Source organism: Paenibacillus chitinolyticus NBRC 15660 (genome assembly GCF_000739915.1).
GTDB lineage: Bacteria > Bacillota > Bacilli > Paenibacillales > NBRC-103111 > Paenibacillus_F > Paenibacillus_F chitinolyticus.
Genome location: NZ_BBJT01000005.1, coordinates 31,719 through 55,991 on the forward strand (window position 1 = coordinate 31,719; position 24,273 = coordinate 55,991).

The window sequence follows — 24,273 nt, forward strand, 5'->3', positions numbered from 1 at the left end:
TCGTTCCCTGTAACTCAACCCGATATTAGCGAGTCCTCATTATAAGCGACGATGATTCTTTGAACTAAGGAATGACGGACGACATCCTGCTCCGCAAATGTAATGAATCCGATTTCTTCAATGCCGTTCAGAATGCGCTGCGCTTCGATCAGGCCCGACGTTTTGCCGCGGGGAAGGTCGATCTGCGTCACGTCACCCGTTACAACCATTTTGGAACCGAATCCTAGACGGGTCAGAAACATTTTCATTTGTTCCGGGGTCGTATTCTGCGCTTCATCCAAAATAATGAAGGAATCGTCAAGCGTACGGCCGCGCATATAAGCGAGCGGCGCGATCTCGATAAGCCCCCGCTCCAGCGATTTCACAACCTGCTCGGGGCCCAGAACATCGTTAAGAGCATCATACAACGGACGTAAATAGGGGTCAACCTTTTCCTGGAGGTCTCCCGGCAGGAAGCCTAGGCTTTCTCCCGCTTCAACCGCGGGCCGGGTCAGGACGATCCGTTTGACCTTGCCTTCCTTCAAAGCCGTAACGGCAAGAACAACCGCCAGGTACGTTTTTCCCGTACCTGCCGGTCCGATTCCAAACACGATGTCTTTCTTCTGTATGGTGGAGACGTACTGTTTTTGTCCGATCGTTTTAACGCGAATGGGCTTTCCTTTGTGGGTGGTCGTAATCTCCCCTTTGAAAAGCTCCAGCAGTTGATCCGCTTTCATTTGCTTGGCGAGCTCGACGGCATACAGCACATCGCGTTCCGAAAGCGGATATTGGTTGCGGACCAGTTCCAGCAGTACCTCGAATAAATGTTCCAGCTTGCGGACTTCCTCCGCATCCCCCTGAATCGTAAGCTCCGCGTCCCGGGTAAAAATGCGCGCGTTCGTTTCCTGCTCGATCAGATGCAGAAAGCGGTCCTGCGGACCGAATACGGCCTGCGCTACCGAAGTATCTGCAAGTGCTACTTTAATAGTCTTAGCGTTTTCTCCCAAAAGGCCTCATTCTCCTTGCTGTACGATAGGTTGCTCTTCCATGATAAATTCTTCCACTTCAAAATGCACTTCCATATAAACTTTACCATTCTCTGATTTTTCATGCAAAATTTTTTCGGTTACGATGCGCGCGTCCTTCCCCGCTTCGCTCATAAGATCGGCCCGGGCCCGCTCCAGACCGATGGCTTTCGCTTCCGCCGGGTCCAATTTCCGCTCAACCGTTTCGGAAGCCATAAGCTTCTCGCTTAACCAGCCGACAGGCAGCTTAAAAGAGCGCCATTGGAGCATTTTCTGCTCCGGAATCGTCTGATAGTGTTCGAATGGTAGCTTTCCGTAGCCGCTTACCTGGAGCCCCTTGGAGCCGAACACGAGATAATTCCGCGTCTTCGACTCGCCCGTATACGTTTCGTACGTTTGGATGATCGGCACCTCGATTTTGGAGGTGTACCAGACCATGCCTTTCACGTATCCGTCCGCTACAACGATCTTCTGATTCGCTTCATCGCCGAGCGTGCCGGAAATAAGCACGTCCCCTTTGCGGACGTAGGCATTGGGCTGGACGAGCGGACGGCCTCTTTTCGCCTGAATTTCCGTCACGACAGCATGTTTGGACGCCACAAGATTGCGAGGGCTGACGAGCGGTTTTTCTTCCGGCTTGTCCGCTTCGACGATTTTGATCGTAACCTGAGTGCCCTTAATCTCCACCCCGACCCACGACGTGCCGGGCAGATGGGTTTGCAGGCCAAACGAAAGTTTCTCGGAATCGCCCATCCGGTATTTCCATTGATGGAGGTACAGCCCCTCTTTGCGGGCGGCATCCAGGATGGTTTGAGTCCCGATTTTTACATTGCCTTCCACCTTAATCGACCATACGAATGAGGACAGAATGAAAAGGGATGCGATAAAAGCGACGCCGCCGGCCAAAAAGGTTTTACGCTTGGCCAATTTCCGGGCAGCGAAGGGCATTCCCTCGCGCTTCAGCGGATGCATCCGGCAGCCAGTCTCTTTCAGAAGCGGCCGGAGACGCAGCGCATCCCGGCAAGGCAGGCAGAGCTCGACCAGCTTGTCTCCCGACACCCTTATGTCCCATAACGAAAGCCCTTTGGAAAGTGCGCGATTGATAAACTCCGCCGCTCTCTCGCCCTTCACTTCGATCTTCACATATCCTTGTATCCACTTTAACACCGCCGATTGCACGCCGAAACTCCCCTTTCCGGACCCGTTATGGCATATATCTGATATCCGCGATAATACCCTCGATAAGTACTTCTTCCGTTAAAATGGCGCGGATCACCAATTCCTTCCCGCTTACCTCAAGCTTCCCCCGTGTAAGCTGCAGACGCAGCATCTCGCTGGAAAAATGCAAAACCCCGCAGTGATTCTCCACGTAAAGCTGGACGTTGCCGATCATCGTGATCCGGGGAATATCTTGTACGACATCCTGCGGAAGGTCGAGCATATTAGCAGTCATTTGCTTCCACTTTTGCGTGAGCCGGCGCATTATCTCTCGTCCCTCCCAGCTTTTGCCCCATGCTTTCAGCACGCAGGCGCAAATTCAGGCGCTTCTTGTATAGACGCTGCTTTTTCCAATCTATGCGGGCCGTGCGTGATTTATGAGCGATGTTTCGTCCCGAAGCGACAGAGGAAGATTTCCACGCGCAAGACGCCTCCAAACACCCTTGAGAGACGCCTATTTTTCTGATGAGTAATAGATTGGAAAAGACCGCAGAATGCCTCTACGGGCATTCTGCGGTCTTTGGGATGCCAGTCCGTCGGCAGGGCTCGCTCGGGCACGGCTCGCTCGGGCACAAAAAAAAGCCGTTCCGTCCGGTATTACCGGCGGAACGGCTTTTTAGCCCGTGGCGGGCCGAGTATTTCGGCCCAGATAACCCCCTGCACCGCCTGACGCGGGTGCAGGTCGACACCGTCAGCAGAGCCCCCGCTGACGGCAGTCTCTTCGCGCACGGCGCGCGTCTCACGCTTGCGCGGCGTATCCGCCGGCGCTGCGGAACTGCCGCGGGCATCGCTGGCGGCAAAGCCGCCGCTGCGCCCGCGACCGGCCGCTGCAGGCTCGGCCGAGGTCCAATCGGCCGCCGCATCTTCGGCGGACCAATCACCGCGCCGGTCGGGCTCCCGGTCGCTTCCGGACGCAGACCGTGTAGATGCAGCCGGACGGCGAGGAAGACCCTGGCCGCTGAAATCCGGCATCCGGTTCGGATTGCCGGTCTTTTTGCGCTTGCCCGACAGCATGGAGACCAGAAAAATCCCGATCATTATAACGAAAAAGAAATTGTTCGCAATCAGTTCGATCAGACGCTCCATCATCACGCCCCCTTCCCCGAGGCAATCTCAACAAGTGATGCCCGGGTAAACTTCGGTGAAGCAACTAATAAAGGGATGCCGATCCCCTCCGAGACCGGGTAGAACCGACACATCTGCCGGACAGAGCCCGGAGATGTTTAACCGCCTTTATTCTTTGACTTCTTTACCCTCTTCCGACATTTTGCCGATGGAACTGCGCATATGCGTATCGGCATCGATATTTTTATAATTCATGTAGTCCATTACGCCGAGTTTTCCGTTACGCATAGCATCCGCCATTGCCTGAGGCACCTCGGATTCGGCCTCGACGACTTTCGCTCTCATTTCCACGACGCGGGCTTTCATTTCCTGCTCCTGGGCAACGGCCATGGCGCGGCGTTCTTCCGCTTTGGCCTGCGCGATCCGCTTGTCGGCTTCGGCCTGCTCGGTTTGAAGGTGCGCCCCGATGTTCTTGCCTACGTCGACATCCGCAATATCAATAGACAGGATCTCAAAAGCGGTACCTGCATCCAGACCTTTACCGAGTACGGTCCGGGAAATCATATCCGGATTTTCGAGAACGTCCTTATGCGAGCCGCTGGATCCGACAGTCGTAACGATCCCCTCGCCGACACGGGCAATAATCGTTTCTTCTCCGGCACCCCCGACGAGGCGGTCGATATTCGCCCGAACCGTTACCCGTGCGATAACTTTCACTTCGATCCCGTCTTTGGCCACCGCGGAAACGGTCGGTGTCTCGATGACACGCGGGTTTACGCTCATTTGAACGGCCTGGAGCACGTCACGGCCGGCCAGATCGATGGCAGCCGCCCGCTCGAACGGCAGTTGGATATCCGCGCGGTGTGCCGCGATCAGGGCATTGACAACGCGGTCAACATTACCGCCCGCCAGATAGTGGCTTTCCAACTGGTTAATGTTCAGTCCCAGCCCGGCTTTCGTCGCTTTAATGAGCGGATTCACGATCCGGCTCGGAATAACGCGCCGCAACCTCATCGCCACCAGTGTCAAAATACTGATACGTACGCCCGATGCCAGAGCGGAAATCCAGAGCATAACCGGAACGAACGTGAAAAATACCATTAACAAAATCAGAACCACTGCGGCAATCAACAGATAAAAATAAGATTCCATGTGTCAAAAAACCTCCCTATACGTAATTAAATGGCGCTCTGCCGGCTGTACCTATTTTTCTGCGCCGGCTTCTTCTTCATGCACCACAACTCTGCTGCCTTCCACGAGAACGACCTTGACCTGACGTCCGGCAGGAATAAATCCGCCTTCCGTTACCACATCCACCCGGTCTTCCCCGAATTGGGCGGTACCGGACGGACGAAGCGGCGTAAGCGAAGTTCCCGTCTGCCCCATAAGATGCAGCTTGAACGAACTGGACACAAAGCCTTGTTCGGTAGTCAGCTCCTCCTTGAGGATAAAACGGTTCCATACTCCCCTCGCCGGAAACTTCTTGACGGCGATAAAGAGAAGAACAGCCGCCGCAACGAAAGCGATGACGAGCAAAAGCGCCGCCGTCTGAGGGTTGTCGGCCGCCAGAATCACTCCGCTGAACAAGGAGATACTACCGGCTATACCGAGTATGCCGAAGCTCGGGATGACCAGTTCAAGCAGCAGAAGCAGCACGCCCAAAACGAACAGCCCGATATCTCCGGACCCCGCTCCCCCGGCAAGATAATTGCCTAGGAAATACAGCCCGAAGCCGATAACCCCGATGGATCCGAGAAGGCCGAACGTCCAGAAAAGCAGCTCGAGCCCGATTCCGACAATCCCGATCAGAAGCAGGATTGCGGCAACGGCCGGATGTGTCAGGAACCCGCCAAGCGCACTCGTAAAGCCCTGCTGCGCCGCAGTTCCGGCTGATGCCGCCGCCAAACCGGGCAGGCAGCCGATTGATCCGAGGACCGTGGCACAGCCCAGAAATGTCCTCCGTAAGCTGATCATGGCTTCTCCTCCTAACCCTGTAACTGTCTTATAGTCTTTTTTACGTAACGGAATGGAAAACGTTTCACCAAATGTTCATAAGTTGGCGGCAAGTTCCGCGAACAAGCCGGAGCAGCCGCTTAAGCTTGTTTGCGCAGCAGCCTCCGTTTTATCGCTTTCCGGCTATGAAAAAAGGCCGGAAGCATCACTGCTTCCGACCCCGTCGGTTTATTACAGGTTTTGTTGCACCAGTTGGTTAACTAATTTCCCATCAGCCCGACCTTTAACTTTCGGCATGAGCGCCGTCATTACTTTTCCCATATCCGCTTTGGAGGAAGCGCCAACTTCTTGGATGGTCTGCTTTACAATTGCGCTTACTTCTTCCTCTGTTAACTGCTGCGGCAGGTACTTCATTAGAATGTCGATCTCAGCGTGCAGGCTGTCGGCCAAATCGTCCCGGCCGGCGTTTTTAAATTCTTGGAGGGAATCTTTGCGTTGTTTGACTTCGCGATTCAGAACGTCAAGCACTTCATTGTCATCTAAGGTTCGTCGCTGGTCTATCTCGATATTCTTGATAGATGCTTTTACCATACGGATTACGGAGAGTGTAAACTTGTCTTGACTCTTCATCGCTTGCTTCATATCATCGTTCAAACGTTCGCTTAAGCTCATGAACTTGGGTTGCCTCCTAGAACTTTCTCTTACGAGCAGCCTCAGATTTCTTTTTGCGCTTAACGCTCGGCTTCTCGTAGTGCTTGCGCTTTTTAATCTCCGCCAATACGCCATCCTTAGCAATGGAACGCTTAAAGCGGCGAAGTGCAGCATCTATGGTTTCATTCTTGCGAACTCGAGTTTCTGACACCAGTTTTCCCTCCCTCCGAACAGACCGTCCAATCAAAGCGGTTCATCAAACTTCATTATAGGGGAAAACGTTTCTAGGTGTCAACCTAAAAGCTTTACTCCTATGACAATAAATTCTATGAATTATCTTTGGGCTACTAGAGGACCCAAATTCGTGCCGCCGAGCAGGTGGTAATGGATGTGGAAAACCACTTGTCCGCTGTCGGGTCCGCAGTTGTTGATGAGCCGGTAGCCGCTCTCTTCGATGCCGAAATCCCGGGCGATTTGCTGTGCGGCCTTGTGAACCGAACCGATCAGCGCCCAGTCTTCTTCTCCGGCGTCTTTCATCGAGGCGATATGCTTCTTCGGAATGATCAGGATATGAACCGGAGCGGCCGGCTGGATATCGTGAAAAGCCAGAACCTGCTCGTCCTCGTATACCTGCTTCGAAGGAATTTGTCCGTCTCTGATTTTGCAGAATAAGCAATCCACTGTTTCGTCTCCTCCTTTATCGAATCGTACATGCTCGTGTGTATAGGTTCGTATGTATATTATTTATCATACTGAATAACGGGGCAAAAAGAAAATAAAAAGTTAGCGCCGTTTCGAAAAAAAGTAAACCGCCGGAAGACGTCTGTCCCTCCCTGGCGGTTATGGGTTTTTGCATCAATAGTACGGAAGCAGAGAAATGACCGTAAGAGCCACCAGAGGGAAGATCCCCCGGTAAAAGCGGCGCCGCGGATAATACGGGTACCCGTGGTTAGGGTAGCGGTAATACGGATATCCCCAGCCGAACGCCCGTGTCTCGCTTTCGCCGCCCGCTCTGCCGCCCACGGGAATGGCCAGGTATACATAGTCATCGTCAACGTTCTCGATAATTCCGTCATGCACCGTACCGTCGGTCAGTTGGATGAGAACATACCGGTATTTATGCTGCTGACACAAGGACTTCGCTTCGTGTTTCTGCATCAACAAACACCTCCTGCCTTCAACGTATGCACATCTGGGCGAAAGGCCACCGATTCGCGCATTTAGTTGAAGGGGAGGTGAATCTGCGGAGCCGGGTCCGCACTCGCGCCCGGATCGCGGTTCCGCCGCTTTTTATGGTTGGGAGGGCTTGCGCCTCATCTCCTTGTGGAGCTTCTTCCACTTGTCCTTCTCCGCTGTTTGGAGGGACTTGCTTTCCTTGCGGGCCAGGAAGGCCAGCTCCTTCTGGAGTTTGACGTAGCTGTCATAACGCGCCTGGTCCAGCGTCCCGTCTTCTATGGCGCCTCTCACGGCGCAGCCCGGTTCGCTGCTGTGGCGACAGTCCGGGAAGCGGCAGGAGGCCGCCAGCGTCTCGACATCGTCGAACGACTGGATGAGCCCGCTGTCCGCCTCCCACAGCTGAAGCTCGCGCATGCCGGGCGTATCGATCAGCACGCCCCCGCCGGGGAGCAGGAGAAGCTCACGGTGGGTCGTCGTATGGCGGCCCCGGGCGTCATCCTCCCGGATCGCGCCGGTGTCCATCGCCTCGTGGCCCAGCAGCGCGTTGATGAGCGTGGACTTCCCCGCTCCGGAGGACCCGGCGACTGCGGCCGTCCGGCCGATGCCGAGGTAGGCGGCGCGGAGGCCCTCCACCCCTTCGCCGAGGAGCGAGCTGACGGCATGGACCGGCACGCCCGGCGCTATGGCCTCCGTCTCGGCGACCCGGAGGGCCACTTCCTCGGGCGAGGCGCACAGGTCCGCCTTGCTGAGGATGATGACGGGAGAGGCGCCGCTCTCCCATGCCATGACGAGGTAGCGCTCCAGCCGGCGGAGATTATAATCCGCATTGAGCGCGTTAACGAGGAAGATGACATCGACGTTCGCGGCGACAATCTGCTCTTCGGTCACGTTGCCCGCCACTTTTCGGACGAACATGCTTTTTCTCGGCAGGACCCCGTGAATGGTGGCGCGCCCCTCTTCCTCGCGCACGCTTAAAGCCACCCAGTCGCCGACTGCGGGGTAATCTCCCCGGCTGCGCGCCTGGTAACGCATACTGCCCGACACCTCGGCGAGCACTTCGCCGGAGTCGGTTTTGACCCTGTACATTCTCTTATGTTCAAGCGCGACGCGGCCTGCCGTGAGACCTTCCGCCGACATACCCGTCAAAGCTTGCCGGAGCTCTTCGTTCCAGCCTAGTTCAGTTAAATTCAATCCATGAACACACCTTTCATCCTATCTGATTCCCAGTCTAGCAGGAAAAGGACCGAATTAACCGGGAAACAATCATTCATAGCTGTTTTTTACATCTCAGCCGCAAACGGCAAAAAAGACCCGACGGAATTTCATCGGGTCTCTCATGAACAAGCGGGCAGCCATGGGACCGGCATGCTTTCATTGCCTCATGTTGGTTTTGACCGAGATAGAAAAGATGTACGAAGCACACTTTTGGCTTCAGCCAAGGCATTTCGGTTTGGGCGGGCTTCTTCCTGAGAAGTAGAAAAAACGCCATTCAAGGCGCCTCTTTCAAAGATAACTGAGCATGGCTATTGAATAGGGAGGTTTCATAAAAGCCGTTGGAATGCCTATATTGTAAGGAAGCTCCGTTGGAATTGCATATAGGTTATTCAGGTTATGATTGTGGGGCGAGGGAACGGGTTATGTCGTGAACGGCAACGCATGCGGAGTTGCTTACAGAAAATTAAAATACAAAAATACCAAAAATAGGTAATTTTATGATATGATATTCTCGATTCAAATTATTGTAAAATATAGGAGGAATTTTAAATGAAAAAAATTTTAGCCCCATCTTTAGCTTCAATTTTTCTATTTGTTTGTAGTTCAAATGTCGTACTTGCTGATTACATGACGTGTGATAATGATCCTCCTTCCAGCGATACATACTGCCAAGGATCTGCAGGAGAAAACTGGGAGAAATACACGAACAAGCCCTCTTCCTTTAATTCTGATCATCGTTTTTATAAAGGGGGGCAGACTTTCAATAGGTCTCGATATAATTGGACTGTATTCCCACTCGGTGGCAATTCAACCGGTGAGTATTCGGTTGGATTTTATCTTAATAGCGCATCTTTTACTGGTAATGCGAATTACTATATTGAAGGTATGAATATTGGGGGGTTAGACCAAAATACAGCTCCAGTAGGGTGGAATAATTTCCCTTATAAGACCCACCCTTGGAGTAATGGAAAGCAAGCGCATGTAGCTGTTGAACCTCTTTCAATTAATTCGTCTGTAGGGGCGGATGGTGTGAGAGTTTATTATAGCACTAATACAATTGTATCTACACAAGAAAACACTGTTGAAAGTGAAAATTTGAAATTAGATGCAGCTTCTATTAAAGAAAAAATGTTAAACGCAATTGACTATTATAATTATGTAAGAGGAAGTTTTTTATATGATTTTTCAAATTCAAACCAAAAATACACAATTGACTTTGAAGTTGATCAAAGCAAAAATTTAGGAAGCAATATTGTATTAAAAGATAGTTCTACTAAAGAAAATTTGTTTCGGGTTACCTCCTCTAGCAATGAAATAATCCAGGTTGATGAGAAAAATAAAAAATACAGTAAATCAAGTAAAACAGCCGAAAGAACAAAAATACTCGCCCCTCGGATAAGTAAAGATAAAGGTCCTGATGGTGAAGAAGCCAATCAGTATATGTATAGAAATGATCCTGCTAATGCTAGTGCAGCATCCACCGTAACTTTCCCTCAAACTATTGCATTTTGGCTGGATGACGAGTTAAAGAATTATAAAATTACAGGGCAAGAGGATTTATTAAATCGCAAAGCGACCGTAATAGAAGGGAAATTATCTAAAGAGCTTTCAGAAAAACTATTATCTACATCATTTAAATTATGGGTGGATACAGAAACAGGAATACTTTTAAAGTTAAATACATTCAACGTTGATGGAGTCGTTATTAATAAAATAGTCGTTAATGATATCAGCTTTGATTATAAAAAAACAATCTTTGACACCTCAAACAATAAAGGGTACGTGCCTCAGCAATAGTGGTCGTCAAAAAAATGAAGCTGCCTGGGTTATTGACAGGCAGCTTCTATGTGCTACTTAAGGCTTCTCTGTCATCTGAAGGACGAAAAGCATAAAGGCACCCGAATGGGTGCCTCTACCAGTTGAAGCCATGCTTTTGTCACATGGATCAGTTCTGTTGCTTGCCCGAGCGGACGGCTTTAAAAACTGTTGCGAAATCGTCCCCTCCAGAACCATCCATTCCTCAAGGAACGGAGATAAGAGTAGGCTTTGCAGTACGATGTGCTGCCAAGCTACAAGAGAACCGCGGCAGCATATGTCGGTTTAGATCGAAATCATTTCAGTGGGTGCAGCAAGGCTTTGATAGCTGGATCCCATTCAAACAATCTTAGCAGTACGGTACTCGCATAAAACTGACCACCGTTATGTAACGCCTAGCCACGTGCCGGGAAAAGGTTCGCTGCAAAAATACTGCCAAACGCCGCCAACCGAAGCGATTTCCCGTCGGTCTGAACGCCCAACGTTCATGGCTGGTCGTGCGGCATTCCGTTTACAGGACCTTCTCCTCTTCCGGCATACGCGGCAGCTCGACGGTTACGGTCGTTCCCTGGCCGAGCTCGCTCGTGACCTGCAGCGTTCCTCCGTGCAGTTGGGCGATTTCCTGGCAAATCGACAGACCTAGGCCGCTGCCCGGCTGTCGATTGTCGGCCTTGTAAAACTTCTCCGTCACATACTTCACCGCTTCTGGAGAAATCCCTTCGCCCTCATCTTCCACGATCAGCTGCACGAGACTGCCTTCCACACGGGTCATGATGCGGATCACTCCGTTTTCCTGCGTGAATTTCATCGCATTGTCAAGCAAGTTGATCAATACCTGCTTGAGCCGGTTCTGATCTCCGAAAACGTAGAGACTGTTCTCCGCAAGGGAGATTTGCAGCTCCATTCTACGCCGCTGGCAGTTCCCCGCAAACTGCTGGTAAATGTCTTTCACGAGGCGGTTGACGTCCACCGGTTCACGGTGCATTTTCATATTGCCGGACTGGAGCTTGGAGAAATCGAGGAGGTCTTCAACCAGCCCGATCAGACGGTCCGTTTCTTTGGAAATGACGGAAAGACCCGTAAGTGTTTCTTCCTTCTCGTTCAGGTCACCCGAAACCAGTGTCTCGCTCCAGCCTTTAATCGATGTCAACGGTGTCCGCAGTTCGTGGGAGATTGAGGAAATAAACTCGTTCTTCAAGCGGTCGTTGCGGAGAATTTCGTCCGCCATGTAATTGAGCGTATCCGCCAGATGTCCGACCTCGTCGTCATGCCGTTTGACGGCCTTGTTGTGGAAATCCCCCTGGGCCATGCTCTGGGCGACATCCGTGACTTCGCGGATAGGTCTCACGATCCGGTTGGCGAGAAGCAGACTGACCGCCAGCGATACGAGAATGACGGCCACGCCGATGCCGATGATGATCCAGGCTGTCCTCATGACCATCCGGTCTACCTGCTCGATCGAAGTCGTGAACCGCAGGACGCCGACGACACGATCCCCGTTCTTGAGGGGATAGGAAAGCGCCATGATCCTCTCTTTGGTGTCGGTATTCAACCCGATCCACTTGCCGGGCTCTCCGAGCAGAGCGGACTGGACGTCCGACGTATCGATTTTCCGTTTGGAGGTAAACCCGTACGAATCCCGGATCAGATTCCCCTCAAGGTCCACCACCTCGACCCGGCTGATTTCGTCCTTCGCAAGCTCTTTTAAAATGTTGCGGGCCCTCTCCTGGAGAGGAGAAAGCGAATTGTAGCGGTTGTTGTAGTCGACTGTGAATTTTGCGCGTTCACTTAAGGCCTGAAGGGCGCTTCCGTAATAATATTGATAGATGGTTCCCAGAAACAAGCCTCCGAGAAGCAGCACAATAAATACGATGATCAGCAGAAAATTCCAGACTACTTTACTCCTTATGCTGCTCAAGGGCGGATTCCTTCTTCCAGAGGTACCCATAACCCCAAACGGTTTCGATATGTGCAGGGTGCGACGGATCTACCTCGATTTTTTGGCGGATACGGCGGATGTTGACGTCCACGATTTTTAAATCGCCGACAAAATGCTTGCCCCATACGGCATCCAGAATTTCATCCCGGGAAATTCCCTGGTCGGGCTGTTCCATGAACAGCTTCAGAATGGCAAACTCGGTCGGCGTGATATCGATTTCGGTCCGTCCCTTAAACAGTTTCCGTTCCTTCAATTGCAGCGTAAAGATGCCGGAGCTCAGGCTTTGTTTGGCCGACTCCTGCTCGGGAATTTCCAGCCTCCGGTACAGGGCCTTGATTCTCGCGATGAGCTCCACCGGGCTGAACGGCTTCGTCACGTAATCGTCCGCTCCGATCTCCAGACCTTCGGCTTTGTCCGTATCCTGCGATTTTGCGGTCAGCATGATGATGCCCATTTTCGGATACATTTTCCGCAGCTGCGCGCATACGTCGAATCCCGATAATTGAGTCGGGAGCATAACGTCCAGAATGGCGATGTGAAAAGGGCCTTCATCCTTTACAAGCTGGAGGGCTTCCTCGCCCGTCGCCGCCTCCGTAACATCAATATCGTTGCGTTTAAGATTAATCCGGATAAATCCGCGGATCGATTCTTCATCTTCCAAAATCAGTACTCTCATTCCGGTCTCCCTCCCCTTCTCTAATAATAGACCGGCTTCAGCCGCTCCTGTATATCTTTCAATCCGAGTTTCATCTGGTTATATTCCTGCAAGGATTTGACGGACAGGTTCGTCGGCTTCTCCGGCAAAAACGCTACGGTTTTGCGTCCGTACGACGTATCAAGCTCCACGAAGTCAATTTCCTTCTTCTGCAGCTCGTTCTTCATGTTCTCCCACTGCTCCGTCGGGTAATACCGGATGGTCAGCAGCTCGGCTTTTTCCTTGCGGTTCGCGCTTAAATAATAAAAAGTCGTGTACCCGTCGGCACGATCGCTTTTGGACCGTTCCAGCGTAATTTTGCCTCTCCACGATTCGGGAAAATCAAACCGGTACGTGACATTGTTGTCGTAGTAATTTTCGTGCACCCATTTGAGCCCGTTCGCGCCGTCCCATTGATACCACTGGTGGATCCAGGGCATATCGGTCGGATTGCTGTTTTCGATAAAAGGAGGGATCTTAAGCAGCTCGATCTCCATAATACCGTCTCCGTTGACGTCCTGGGACCTTCCTTTGTATTCTTTGAAGGTTTGAACGTTCCCCTGTTCGTCCTTGGCGCTGAAAACGTCTTTCAGTTTGCCGTTGTTCCAGACCAGGAGAGACGTATAGGACGTATTGGCGCCAAGCCCCGCGTCCACGAAAATCCCGTTCTGCGAGTCGGTCGCTTTGCCGATCACGACCTGGTAGTAGCCGTTGACGCCGCCGTCCATAGGCAGCTTCTGCATCAGCTTCTTCTCCCCGTTCTTGAACGAGTACAAAGAAGCGGAAGCGTCCAGCTTGTCGCGGTCGAGAAGCAGGGCGGCCACCTCAGGCACTCCGTCGCCGGTCAGATCGCCGATCGCGATCTCGGTGTACGGAATTTTCTCCATCTGGCTCACCACCGAACCTTTCATGGAATAAACGAACAATTCTTTGTTGAGGTTAACCGCCTCTCCGGCACTCCAGCCCACGAGCATTTCCGGAGCCCCGTCTCCCGTAACGTCCACGAAGTCGACGCGGTCGATTTCTCTGCCCAGCTCATGGATATCGGTGACCTTCCGCCATTCTTCGTTTACTTGTTCGAGAATGAGGGCTCCCAGTTCAAACTCGTTCTTCTGCAGCCTGTAAAAAGCGACGGCTTCCTTCTGGTTGTCCCCGTTAAGGTCCACCTGGTAAATCGGGCCGGCCGCCGAGTTATCGGGCAGCTTGAGCGGCGTGTTGAGCACCGCGCCCGGTGGCAGATAGTGGGTCACCGCCTCTTTGAGCTGATACAGGCTCGAACTCATGGCCGGAGCCTTCAGCAAAGCGGCTGGAGAAGAAGATATGAGCTGGCAGCCGCTGAGCAGCAGCATGGAAAGTCCGGCCGTCAGCAGGGCCGCTGCGGGTCGCGGTATCCATTTGATTCTTCTCTTCATGACATTCCCCTTTTCTAGTGCTGGTTCCATTATAGCAAAGCCGACCCGGAAGCAGGACCTGAAAATTCTGCATGGACGCGAACGAAAAAACCGTCCGATGCCGGCAAATACGGCATGGACGGCTCGCTTCCGCCGGATCGGCAGCCTTTCGCAAAGCCGGTACCGGGACACTCCATTATTTCGCAGCCAACAATTCCGGCACGGTAACAAACTGGTAACCCTGAGCCTGCAGATACTCGCAAATTCTGCGGGTGGCCTCCACGGTATTGCTGAGGTCCCCGCCTTTGCCGCCGAAGCTGTGCTGCAGAATTATGCTGCCGGGATGAATATGCTGTTTCACATTGTTCATAATCTGATCCGGCGTGCTGCCGGCCCAGTCTTTCGTGTCGATCGACCAGCCGATGATAAGCTGCCCCTGCTGGGCCGCTACCGCTTTGACGTTATCGTTGACGGCGCCGTACGGGGCACGGAACAGATAGGTTCCCTTGCCGAGCACCTTCTTCAGCGCCTCGTCCGTGCTCGTCATCTGTTCGCGGGCCTGCTCGGGCGTCAGCTTAGGCAGCTGCGCGTGACTCCAGGTATGGTTGCCGACCGCGTGGCCCTCGTCCACGATCCGCTTCACCATATCGGGATATTTATCGACCTGGCGACCGACCAGGAAGAACGTCGCTTTCGCGTTGTACTTGCTCAGCACTTCCAACACCTGCGGCGTCCAGTGCAGGTCCGGACCGTCGTCGAACGTAAGCGCAACGAGTTTGTTTTTGGTCGAAATCGAATAAATCGGTGAAGCCGTGTTTGCCGTCCCGCCGCCCTGCGGGGCTTTCGTTGTCTGCGGCGTCGGCGTAGGATCAGGCGTGGCCGTAGGATCGGGCGTAGGATCCGGCTTCCGAGTCGGATCAGGCGTCGGCGTAGGATCGGGACGCGCGCTCTTCTCCGGCTTCTTCTCCGGTTCATTCGCGGTCGGGACCGGAGACGGACTTGGCGTAACCGCCGTCTCTCCACTGGAGGGGCCGGTAGCCGTTTCTTTGGTCAACAATGCATGGCTGACATTGTATGCGATAAACAACCCCAGCGCTATCATAAGGACATAGCGCAGTCTGAACACTTTTCTTTTTTTCATGATTCCTTCCATCTCCCATTTGTTTCGTCGGCTGACGTCTATGAATCTACCAGCCTGTCTATGATTTCCAACACATAGGAACGACAGACGCGGCAAGGCGTCCTCTCCTTAATTCCCCGGGTCCGTTCCCTTCAACGTATTACCTTATCCTAAGTGTACTCCATCTTTCGACACAAGTAGTTACGAAACCATTACATTTAAACAAAGAAGCCGTTACGCTGCCGTTACATTTGTAAAAAAATGTACAAGCATGACGAAAAAAGCTTCCGGCACAGAGGCCGAAAGCTTAAATATAGAGGAAGTTTTATTTCCTGTAAAGACCAATTTTTAGAGAGACTGGCAGGTTGGCTGCGAAACGTTTTGGCTTCGCGCACGCTCGATAAGCTCGTACGCTCTCGCCACTTCTTCTTCCGTCGGCGTGCGGGCGTCTTTAAGCGGATACTCCCGGTGAAGAAGATCCCATTTATAGGTCCCCAGCTTGTGATAAGGAAGAAGCTCGAATTTTTCCACGGTCGCCAGACCGGCCAGAAATGAACCGAGCCGCTCCAGTTCGTCTTCCGCATCCGTCATTCCGGGAACGAGCACCCGCCGGATCCACATCGGCCTGCCGTGATCGGAAAGCCAGCGCGCCGTGCGCAGGATCTTGTCGTTGGGCTGGCTCGTCAGCGCGATATGCTTGTCGCGGTCCATCATTTTCAGATCAAGGAGAACGAGGTCCGTTTCTTCAAAAAGTTCGCGGACATGCTCGTGGCCCACTTCGCAAAAGCCCGAAGAGTCGAGCGCCGTGTTCACGCCGAAGCGTTCCTTGCACGCTTTGAAAAGATCCGCGACAAACGCCGCCTGCAGCGTCGGCTCTCCTCCCGTTACGGTGATTCCCCCGCCCGACTTCCGGTAGTACGGAAGATAAGGCTCCATTTCGGCGAGGATTTCATCGACGGTCACCGTACGTCCTCCGCAGGTGTCCCACGTATCGGGGTTGTGACAGTAGCCGCACTGCAGGGCGCACCCCTGCATGAAGAGAACAAACCGGATACCGGGGCCGTCTACCGTGCCGAACGTTTCGATGGAATGGATTCTGCCTTTCATGACTAACACGTCCTTTGCTTCGGCGTGCCCCGGTCCCTTTTACATGGCGCCGTGGAACGTCCGGTTAATAACGTCGAGCTGCTGCTCGCGGGTGAGTTTGATAAAGTTGACCGCATAGCCCGAAACCCGGATGGTGAGCTGCGGGTACTGCTCGGGATGCTCCATCGCGTCCAGAAGCTGTTGCCGGTCGAATACGTTCACGTTGAGATGGTGCGCTCCGCTTTCGAAGTATCCGTCCAGCATATGGACGAGATTGTCCTTGCGCGTCTGCGGCTCTTTGCCAAGCGCTTTGGGCACGATCGAGAACGTGTTCGAGATGCCGTCCAGGCTGTGCTCGTAAGGCAGTTTGGCGACGGAGCCGAGCGAGGCCAGCGCGCCTTTGCGGTCGCGTCCGTGCATCGGGTTCGCGCCCGGTGCGAACGGTTCGCCCGCTTTGCGCCCGTCCGGCGTGGAGCCGGTTTTTTTGCCATAAACGACGTTGGACGTAATGGTCAGGACCGACTGGGTCGGAACCGCATCCCGGTAAGGTTTGTGCTTGCGGATCATGCCCATGAACGCTTCGACGAGAGAAACGGCGATGGAATCGACGCGGTCGTCGTTGTTGCCGTACATCGGGTAATCACCTTCGATTTCGAAATCGACGGCGATTCCTTTTTCGTTGCGGATCGGGCGCACTTTGGCGTATTTGATCGCGCTCAGCGAGTCGGCGACTACAGACAATCCCGCGATGCCGCAGGCCATCGTACGGACGATTTCCCGGTCGTGCAGAGCCATTTCGATCCGCTCGTAACAGTATTTGTCGTGCATATAGTGAATCACGTTCAGCGTGTTCATATACAGCTTCGCCAGCCATTCCATGACACCCTTGAATTTATGCATAACCTCATCGTAATCGAGCACATCGGACGTAATCAGCACGCTTTCGGGTCCGATCTGGACCCCGAGTTTTTCGTCCACGCCGCCGTTAATGGCATACAGGAGAGCTTTGGCCAGATTGGCCCGCGCTCCGAAGAACTGCATCTGCTTGCCGATCCTCATGGCGGATACACAGCAGGCGATTCCGTAATCGTCGCCGTAGAAAGGACGCATCAGGTCGTCGTTCTCGTATTGGATGGAGCTCGTTTCGATCGAGACTTTGGCGCAGTACTTCTTGAACGCCTCCGGCAGCTGTTCGGACCAGAGCACCGTCAGGTTGGGCTCGGGAGCGGGACCCAGGTTATACAGCGTGTGAAGGAACCGCATGGAGTTCTTCGTCACGCGGGTCCGGCCCGACAGGGACATACCGCCGATGGACTCGGTCACCCACGTGGGGTCGCCGCTGAACAGCTCGTTATAATCCGGCGTACGCAGGAATTTGACAATCCGCAGCTTCATGACGAAATGGTCGACCAGCTCCTGCGCCTGCGTTTCGGTCAAGATTCCTTCGCGGAGGTCTCTTTCGATATAAATATCGAGGAAAGAGGACACCCGTCCCAGACTCATCGCCGCGCCGTTCTGTTCCTTGATCGCCGCCAGGTAGGCGAAGTACAGCCACTGGAACGCTTCGCGGGCATCGGAGGCCGGTCCCGTGATGTCAAAACCGTGGTCGGCGGCCATCTTCTTCAGCTCGCCGAGCGCCCGGATCTGCTCGGACAGCTCCTCGCGGGCACGGATGACATCCTCCGTGATCGCATCCACTTCGAGAAGAAGAAGATCCTTCTTCTTCTCGGCCACGAGGGCGTCGATGCCGTACAGCGCTACCCGCCGGTAATCCCCGATGATCCGTCCGCGTCCGTAAGCGTCCGGCAAGCCCGTGATGATGCCGGCTTTTCTGGCGGCCCGCATGTCGCTGGTGTAGGCGTCGAACACGCCCTGGTTATGCGTCTTGCGGATATCGGTGAACAACCGGACCATGTCCTGCGGCAGCTTGAAGCCGTAAGCTTCGCAGGCGTCCTCCATCATCCGGATGCCGCCGAACGGCTGGACGGAACGTTTGAACGGCTCATCCGTCTGGAGCCCGACTACGCGCTCCTTGTCTTTGTCGAGATAGCCCGGTGCATGGGAAACGATCGTGGACACGGTGTTCACGTCCACATCGAGCACGCCTCCCTGCTCTCTTTCGCGACGGGTCAGGTCCTTGACGACTTCCCACAGCGCCTTCGTATCTTCCGTCGGAGGGGCAAGAAAAGCCTCGTCTCCCTCATAAGGCGTCAGGTTAAGCTCGATAAAGTCACGGACGTCGATCCCGTGCTGCCACTTTCCTTTGCGGAACCCGCGGTATACTCCCTCTTCAGCAGACTTCATGCGCATCTCGCGCTCTTCGATAGCCATTTTTGTTCCCTCCTTGGAATGAACGGACGGGCCGCGGAGCGGCCGCCCGGCAAAACTGATTTCGTTTGCGGTTCAAACTATCCTGCACGCGCCGTAATTGTCACTGTCTTGGTGCCCTTGTCCTTGTGCCCGTTTCACCGTACCGGCTGCCGTGGCGCCGCTTTACGCTTATTCAGGCAGCAGATAAGTTCCGGTCCGCTTGCTCAGATTCTGCCGTAGAAAGCGTCCCGGTACACGTCGGCCAGCTCGCTGACGAGCGGCATTTTCGGATTCGCGGTCGTGCACTGGTCTTCGAAAGCTTTATCCGCCAGGTACTCCACACGGCTTTCGAAATCGTCGGCATCGAATCCGAGTTCTTTGAACGAAGCGGGGATGCCCAGCTTCTGATTCAGCTCGCGGATGGCGTCGATGAGGCTCTTGACGCCTTCCTCCGTGGTAGCGGCGGGAAGCCCCAGGAACCGGGCGATTTCGGCGTAACGCTCGTCGGCGCAGTAGTGCGAGTATTTCGGGAACGACGCGTATTTCGACGGCTTCGACGCGTTATACCGGATGACGTACGGCATCAGGATGGCATTGGTCCGTCCGTGCGCCGTTCCGTACTGCCCGCCCCACTTGTGCGCCAGGCTGTGGTTGATGCCCAGGAAGGCGTTCGCAAAAGCCATGCCGGCGATCGTGGACGCATTGTGCATTTTCTCCCTGGCCAGCTTGTCGGCCGTCGCATGGGACTGCTCCAGGTTGCGGAACACGAGCTTGATGGCCTGCAGGCAGAGCCCGTCCGTATAGTCGTTCGCCATGACGGAAACGTAAGCTTCGATCGCGTGTGTGAGCACATCCATGCCGGTGTCGGCCACGGCCGTTTTCGGGAGCGAGTAAACGAACTCGGGATCGACGATGGCCACATCCGGCGTAAGCTCGTAATCGGCGAGCGGATATTTCGTGTGGCCGTTCTTTTTATCCGTAATGACGGCGAACGATGTCACTTCCGAACCGGTTCCCGAAGTCGTCGGGATGGCAACGAACTTCGCCTTCGTGCCGAGCTTCGGATACTTGAACGTCCGCTTGCGGATGTCCATGAACTTCTGCTTCAGCGAATGGAACGTGACGTCGGGATACTCGTAGAACAACCACATCGCTTTGGCCGCATCCATCGGCGATCCTCCGCCGAGCGCCACGATGCAGTCCGGCTGGAAGGCGTTCATCATGTCCGTACCGCGTTCAACGGTATCGACTGAAGGGTCCGGCTCTACATCGCTGAAAACTTCGATGGCTACCGGCATCCGGCGCTGGCGCAAATAATGTTCCACGCGTTCCACGTAGCCGAGCTTCACCATCATCGGGTCGGTCACGATCAAAACACGGGTGATGTCCGGCATTTTCGCCAGGTACTGGGTGGCGTTTCTCTCGAAATAAATTTTCTCAGGTACTTTAAACCACTGCATATTCACCGTCCGGTGTGCGACTTTTTTGACGTTGATCAGGTTGACCGCCGTCACGTTCGAAGAAGTGGAATTGCGGCCGTACGAGCCGCAGCCTAGCGTCAGCGAAGGGATATTCGCGTTGTAGATATCCCCGATCGCCCCATGGGTCGAAGGCGCGTTTACGATAATGCGGCAGGTCGGCAGCTCCTTGGCGAAAGCGGCGATCACTCCTTCGTCGTCCGAATGGATGACCGAGGTGTGGCCGAGTCCGCCGAATGCCGCGATCTCCGCGGCCCGGGCGATGCCCGCTTGAGCGCTGGCGGCCGTGTAGCAGGCGAGCACAGGGCTCAGCTTCTCGGCGGACAGCGGGTAGGCCGGACCGACGCCGTCCAGCTCGGCGATCAGGATTTTCGTCCCGGCGGGAACCTCGAACCCCGCCATTTCGGCGATGCGTGCCGCCGGCTGGCCCACAATCGCCGCGTTTACGGCGCATCCGGCGTTCATGCCGAACTGGGACAGCTTCTTCGTTTCCTTGGCGCTTAGGAAATGGCAGCCCTGGGCCTTCAGCATCGCCTTGGCCTCCGCCGCGATCGCTTCGTCCAGGATAACGGCCTGCTCGGATGCGCAGATCATGCCGTTGTCAAACGTTTTTGAGAGGATCAGATCCGTGACTGCCTGGCGCAGGTCCGCGGTTCTCTCGATGAAGCACGGCACGTTGCCCGGGCCGACGCCGAGAGCGGGTTTACCGGCGCTGTAGGCGGATTTGACCATGCCCGAGCCGCCGGTAGCCAGAATCAGGGCCACTCCCTCGTGGTGCATAAGCTCGTGCGTCGCTTCCATGGAAGGCTTCTCCACCCACTGGATGCAATCTTTCGGCGCTCCGTGGCTTACCGCCGCTTCGTAAAGAACGCGGGCCGCTTCGGAGCTGCATTTCTGCGCGGACGGATGGAAGGCGAAAATAATCGGGTTCCGCGTCTTCATCGCGATCAGCGCCTTAAACATCGTCGTCGAGGTCGGATTCGTTACCGGGGTGACGCCGGCGATAATTCCGACCGGTTCGGCGATGGACGTAAGGCCGGTCGTCGGATCTTCGTCGATCACGCCGACCGTTTTGTCGTACTTCACGGAATTATGGATATACTCGGTCGCGAACAAGTTCTTGATGATCTTGTCTTCATATACACCGCGCCCCGTTTCTTCCACCGCAAGTTTGGCGAGGTACATATGCCGGTCTACGCCGGCCAGCGCCATTTCCTGTACGATGCGGTCAACCTGGGATTGGTCCAAGCCTTCAAAAGCGGCCTGCGCTTTCTTCGCGTTCTGCACCAGCCGGTCTACCTGTTCTTTGGCCGCCGCAGCTGCGGGTTTTACGGTCTCATTTTCCTGTACAGCCATCTCTCCGCCTCCTCTGTTCTTTCTACACCTTCATTATAGGAGCTTGTGAATTTTTTCACTATGACATTTCTCACAGACAAAAAGAGCGGCTTCGCCTTATGGTGAAGACAGGAAACACGCGCGCGCTTTACCATCATCCGCAGGACCCGACAGGAGGAAATGACGATGAGCACAATAACCGTGGAACGTCTGCCGTATGCCGCAATGGACCCAGGCAGCCAGTTGTCCGACGCCCTATATTATTTGAAGCAGCAGCATGAATTTCTTGAGGCCGATCTGCTGGAGCTGCAAATGCTCGCACGCGGAATCGGAGCCGCCGGAAGCCGGGATTCGCTCAGAACCGATTTAAACCAGCTGAAGGTGCGCGCCGAACGGTTCCTGAAGTTTTTCCAGCAGTATCAGCAGGACGAACAGGAAACGCTTTTCCCAATCGTTGATTTGTACACGGGCGACAAAATGGGCCCTACCGCCGTGATGAAGCAGGAATACAACATGGCCGTCCACAATCTGCGCCTGTTCTTCCAGGCATTCAAAGAAGACAGTCATACCCTCGATCCCCTGTGCGCCAAACGTTCGGTATCCCACGTGCTCCAGTCGTGCTTCATTCTTCTTGAGCATATGCGCAAAGAAAAAGAATGGGTATTCCCGCTCGCCGAGCAGATGCTGACCGATATCGAGCAGTTTTATTCGTAGAAAGCCGCTTTTCCCGATCAAAAGAAACCGGAGCCGCCGAATGCAGACGGAACTCCGGTTTTTTGCGTCCTTTAGCCTGAAAACGAAAGGTTTGCGTTGAATACGGGTAGGCGTGGTAACAACATTGTAAGGAAAATGTGATTTTTGTCATATATGATCTACGTCATATCCGGTATACTGGAAGTAGAAGTCAAAGAGGAGGGAAGCCATCATGAACACTGGCACAAATCCCGTTTACTATACGAATCCCCGCAACACGGCTGCCTTTAAGACGGAAAATTTGCAAAAGCTGACGGATATTATGCATGAGCAGAAGCTCCAACCCGGCGCCTACTTGTTTTGGGAAGGCGATACGGCTGACAAGCTTTATTTTATAAAAAACGGCCGGGTACGCGCTACGAAGTCTACGGACGAAGGCAAGGATCTCGTGCTTTACTTATACCAGCAGGGCGATCTGATCGGCATGATCGATCCCTACGACGACACGAAGCATTGGTACAGCGCGGAAGTGCTGGAAGAAACCCTGATCGGCGTGGCTCACAAGAAAGACGTGGAAATGCTGATCTGGCAGAGCGGCGAATTCGCTCTGGAATTTATGCGCTGGATGGGGCTCAGCCACCGGATGACGCAGACCAAATACCGCGATATGATGCTGTATGGAAAACCCGGAGCCCTCTGCTCCACTATCATCCGCTTGTCGAACACGTACGGCCGGCCCGAAGAAGACGGGACGATCCGCATTACGAAGAAGCTCACCCACTCCGAGCTGTCGGATATGATCGGCTCCACCCGTGAAAGCGTGAACCGCATGTTCAGCGACCTGCGCAAAGCTCAGGCCATTGAAATGGACAACGGCTACATCGTCATTCGCGATCTGAATTATTTAAGGGGCATTTGCCACTGCGAAAACTGCCCCGTAGAAGTGTGCCGGATGTAACCGGCACACTTTTTTTATTTGGGCCGGACGAAGCGGTTCCCCGTGCCATGCGGCGCTGAACTATCCGGGCGCCCGGGCGAGTGAGGCCAAACTCTGCCGGCACGGGAAGCCCGGGCACGGGAAGCCGCGGAGGCGTGGTCCGGCACAGCAAGGCGCAATCGCAAGCGCGGGCGCATGGCGGCGGTCGGCCATCCCCCGAGCGGGATGATGGCCTCCGGTCACGCGGCTGCGGACCGCAAAAAAAACTCTCCGATTGGAATCAGGGAGTTTTTTTGCGCTTGCAGGGATAGTATGCCTGCGCTTAAGCTTTCAGCTTTCCGTCCGCCCGTTTCGCAGGCGAGATGAAGTAATACAGCAGCCCGACAAACACGGCCCCGCCGACAATGTTCCCCAGCGTTACCGGGATCATGTTGTGGAACCAGCCAGCCAGGGTAACCGTTTCGGGATGCGGGAGAACCAGGGCCAGCCCGAGCACGGTCATATTCGCCACGCTGTGCTCATACCCGGATGCGATAAACCCGTACAGCATCCAGAAGATGAGAATCAGCTTCGCCGTGTCCTCCTTGGCTCTCATCGAAGTCCAGATCGCCAGACAGACGAACCAGTTACAAAGAATTCCCCGGAAAAACAGCTGCGTGGTGTCCATGTTCATTTTTTTGGCGGCGATGGTCATTAACAAATGGTCCGGCTTAATATTGGCAAACACTCCGGCACCGACGACGAGCAGAACGAGGACCATGGCCCCCGTCAGGTTCCCCAGGTAGCACCAGAACCAGTTGACGAGCGTATCCTTCCACGTGACTTTGCGCGAAAGCGCCCCGATAGTGAAATACATGTTGTTCCCCGTAAAAAGCTCCGATCCGGCAAAAATCACCAGTGTGAGCGCGACTCCGAACGACAGGCCCATAACCGTTGTCGTAACCGGTGATTTTGCGGCAAACAGCGGGGCCCCTACGGAAAAGATAAGGACGATGCCGAGCCCCACGTAAGCGCCGGCCAGACCGGCCGCCGTCAGGTAGCGAAGAAGACTTTCGGAGAGAAAGTTCTTTTTCTGCGCGGCCGCGGCGGCCATTTTTTCCACGGTTTCAGTAAACATTATGCGTCATCTCCTCGCGGGTTGAAAGCGGGTTAATCCGGACGAAGGATGTTCCGGGCAAGCCTCTTGTGCGTAC

22 protein-coding genes are annotated in these 24,273 nt (G+C 54.3%); 3 read left to right on the forward strand and 19 right to left on the reverse strand.

The window, feature by feature from the left end:
• Positions 1-14 precede the first annotated feature (14 nt).
• The 11 genes from PCH01S_RS13415 to rsgA form a co-directional block, all read right to left on the reverse strand.
• On the reverse strand, positions 15-986 hold the full coding sequence (locus tag PCH01S_RS13415; RefSeq protein ID WP_042230044.1) for a PhoH family protein: 972 nt from the start codon (positions 984-986) through the stop codon (positions 15-17).
• Positions 987-992: 6 nt separating this feature from the next.
• Positions 993-2,183, reverse strand: a complete 1,191-nt coding sequence (yqfD, locus tag PCH01S_RS13420) for a sporulation protein YqfD (protein WP_042230047.1) — start codon at positions 2,181-2,183, stop codon at positions 993-995.
• A 25-nt stretch (positions 2,184-2,208) separates the two neighbouring features.
• A complete protein-coding gene (gene yqfC, locus PCH01S_RS13425) occupies positions 2,209-2,487 on the reverse strand; it encodes a sporulation protein YqfC (RefSeq protein ID WP_042230050.1) in 279 nt (92 codons plus the stop codon).
• 332 nt (positions 2,488-2,819) lie between these two features.
• Entirely contained in the window at positions 2,820-3,308 is a 489-nt protein-coding gene (locus PCH01S_RS13430; protein WP_042230052.1) for a hypothetical protein, read from the reverse strand.
• A 147-nt stretch (positions 3,309-3,455) separates the two neighbouring features.
• Complete coding sequence (gene floA / locus PCH01S_RS13435) at positions 3,456-4,439, reverse strand: flotillin-like protein FloA (protein ID WP_042230054.1); 984 nt, start codon at positions 4,437-4,439, stop codon at positions 3,456-3,458.
• Between the two features lie 51 nt (positions 4,440-4,490).
• On the reverse strand, positions 4,491-5,261 hold the full coding sequence (locus PCH01S_RS13440; protein ID WP_042230057.1) for an NfeD family protein: 771 nt from the start codon (positions 5,259-5,261) through the stop codon (positions 4,491-4,493).
• Positions 5,262-5,471: 210 nt separating this feature from the next.
• A complete protein-coding gene (locus PCH01S_RS13445; protein ID WP_042230058.1) occupies positions 5,472-5,912 on the reverse strand; it encodes a GatB/YqeY domain-containing protein in 441 nt (146 codons plus the stop codon).
• A 16-nt stretch (positions 5,913-5,928) separates the two neighbouring features.
• Entirely contained in the window at positions 5,929-6,102 is a 174-nt protein-coding gene (gene rpsU, locus PCH01S_RS13450; protein ID WP_024094532.1) for a 30S ribosomal protein S21, read from the reverse strand.
• Between the two features lie 122 nt (positions 6,103-6,224).
• Positions 6,225-6,572: a histidine triad nucleotide-binding protein gene (locus PCH01S_RS13455; RefSeq protein WP_009675046.1), complete on the reverse strand. Its 348-nt coding sequence runs from the start codon at positions 6,570-6,572 to the stop codon at positions 6,225-6,227.
• Positions 6,573-6,746: 174 nt separating this feature from the next.
• Positions 6,747-7,049, reverse strand: coding sequence for a hypothetical protein (locus PCH01S_RS13460; protein WP_042230061.1), 303 nt, complete (start codon positions 7,047-7,049; stop codon positions 6,747-6,749).
• Positions 7,050-7,181: 132 nt separating this feature from the next.
• The gene (gene rsgA, locus PCH01S_RS13465) at positions 7,182-8,258 is read right to left on the reverse strand and encodes a ribosome small subunit-dependent GTPase A (RefSeq protein ID WP_042230063.1); all 1,077 of its coding nucleotides are present in this window, start codon (positions 8,256-8,258) and stop codon (positions 7,182-7,184) included.
• A gap of 573 nt (positions 8,259-8,831) precedes the next feature.
• On the opposite strand from rsgA, the gene PCH01S_RS13475 reads away from it, so the two are divergent.
• On the forward strand, positions 8,832-10,079 hold the full coding sequence (locus PCH01S_RS13475; protein ID WP_042230066.1) for a LolA-like protein: 1,248 nt from the start codon (positions 8,832-8,834) through the stop codon (positions 10,077-10,079).
• Between the two features lie 529 nt (positions 10,080-10,608).
• Here PCH01S_RS13475 and PCH01S_RS13480 read toward each other — a convergent pair.
• From PCH01S_RS13480 to adhE, 7 genes are all read right to left on the reverse strand, one after another.
• Complete coding sequence (locus PCH01S_RS13480; RefSeq protein WP_053228710.1) at positions 10,609-12,015, reverse strand: HAMP domain-containing sensor histidine kinase; 1,407 nt, start codon at positions 12,013-12,015, stop codon at positions 10,609-10,611.
• On the reverse strand, positions 11,996-12,712 hold the full coding sequence (locus PCH01S_RS13485) for a response regulator transcription factor (RefSeq protein WP_009675036.1): 717 nt from the start codon (positions 12,710-12,712) through the stop codon (positions 11,996-11,998). The genes PCH01S_RS13480 and PCH01S_RS13485 overlap by 20 nt, the downstream gene beginning before the upstream one ends.
• A 20-nt stretch (positions 12,713-12,732) precedes the next feature.
• Positions 12,733-14,142: a hypothetical protein gene (locus tag PCH01S_RS13490; RefSeq protein ID WP_042230070.1), complete on the reverse strand. Its 1,410-nt coding sequence runs from the start codon at positions 14,140-14,142 to the stop codon at positions 12,733-12,735.
• 175 nt (positions 14,143-14,317) lie between these two features.
• Positions 14,318-15,262, reverse strand: coding sequence for a polysaccharide deacetylase family protein (locus tag PCH01S_RS13495; RefSeq protein WP_241688722.1), 945 nt, complete (start codon positions 15,260-15,262; stop codon positions 14,318-14,320).
• Between the two features lie 327 nt (positions 15,263-15,589).
• Positions 15,590-16,348, reverse strand: a complete 759-nt coding sequence (gene pflA, locus PCH01S_RS13500; protein WP_042230074.1) for a pyruvate formate-lyase-activating protein — start codon at positions 16,346-16,348, stop codon at positions 15,590-15,592.
• Positions 16,349-16,387: 39 nt separating this feature from the next.
• Positions 16,388-18,658, reverse strand: a complete 2,271-nt coding sequence (pflB, locus tag PCH01S_RS13505) for a formate C-acetyltransferase (RefSeq protein ID WP_042230076.1) — start codon at positions 18,656-18,658, stop codon at positions 16,388-16,390.
• A gap of 203 nt (positions 18,659-18,861) precedes the next feature.
• Positions 18,862-21,471 carry a bifunctional acetaldehyde-CoA/alcohol dehydrogenase gene (adhE, locus tag PCH01S_RS13510; RefSeq protein WP_042230078.1) on the reverse strand — a complete coding sequence of 870 codons (2,610 nt, stop codon included), beginning with the start codon at positions 21,469-21,471 and terminating at the stop codon, positions 18,862-18,864.
• A gap of 165 nt (positions 21,472-21,636) precedes the next feature.
• Between adhE and PCH01S_RS13515 the strand changes: the two genes are divergently transcribed.
• Positions 21,637-22,164 carry a hemerythrin domain-containing protein gene (locus PCH01S_RS13515; protein WP_042230081.1) on the forward strand — a complete coding sequence of 176 codons (528 nt, stop codon included), beginning with the start codon at positions 21,637-21,639 and terminating at the stop codon, positions 22,162-22,164.
• Between the two features lie 211 nt (positions 22,165-22,375).
• The gene (locus tag PCH01S_RS13520) at positions 22,376-23,101 is read left to right on the forward strand and encodes a Crp/Fnr family transcriptional regulator (RefSeq protein ID WP_042230083.1); all 726 of its coding nucleotides are present in this window, start codon (positions 22,376-22,378) and stop codon (positions 23,099-23,101) included.
• A 301-nt stretch (positions 23,102-23,402) separates the two neighbouring features.
• On the opposite strand, the gene PCH01S_RS13525 is transcribed toward PCH01S_RS13520, so the two are convergent.
• On the reverse strand, positions 23,403-24,197 hold the full coding sequence (locus PCH01S_RS13525) for a formate/nitrite transporter family protein (RefSeq protein WP_042230085.1): 795 nt from the start codon (positions 24,195-24,197) through the stop codon (positions 23,403-23,405).
• Between the last annotated feature and the right edge of the window lie 76 nt (positions 24,198-24,273).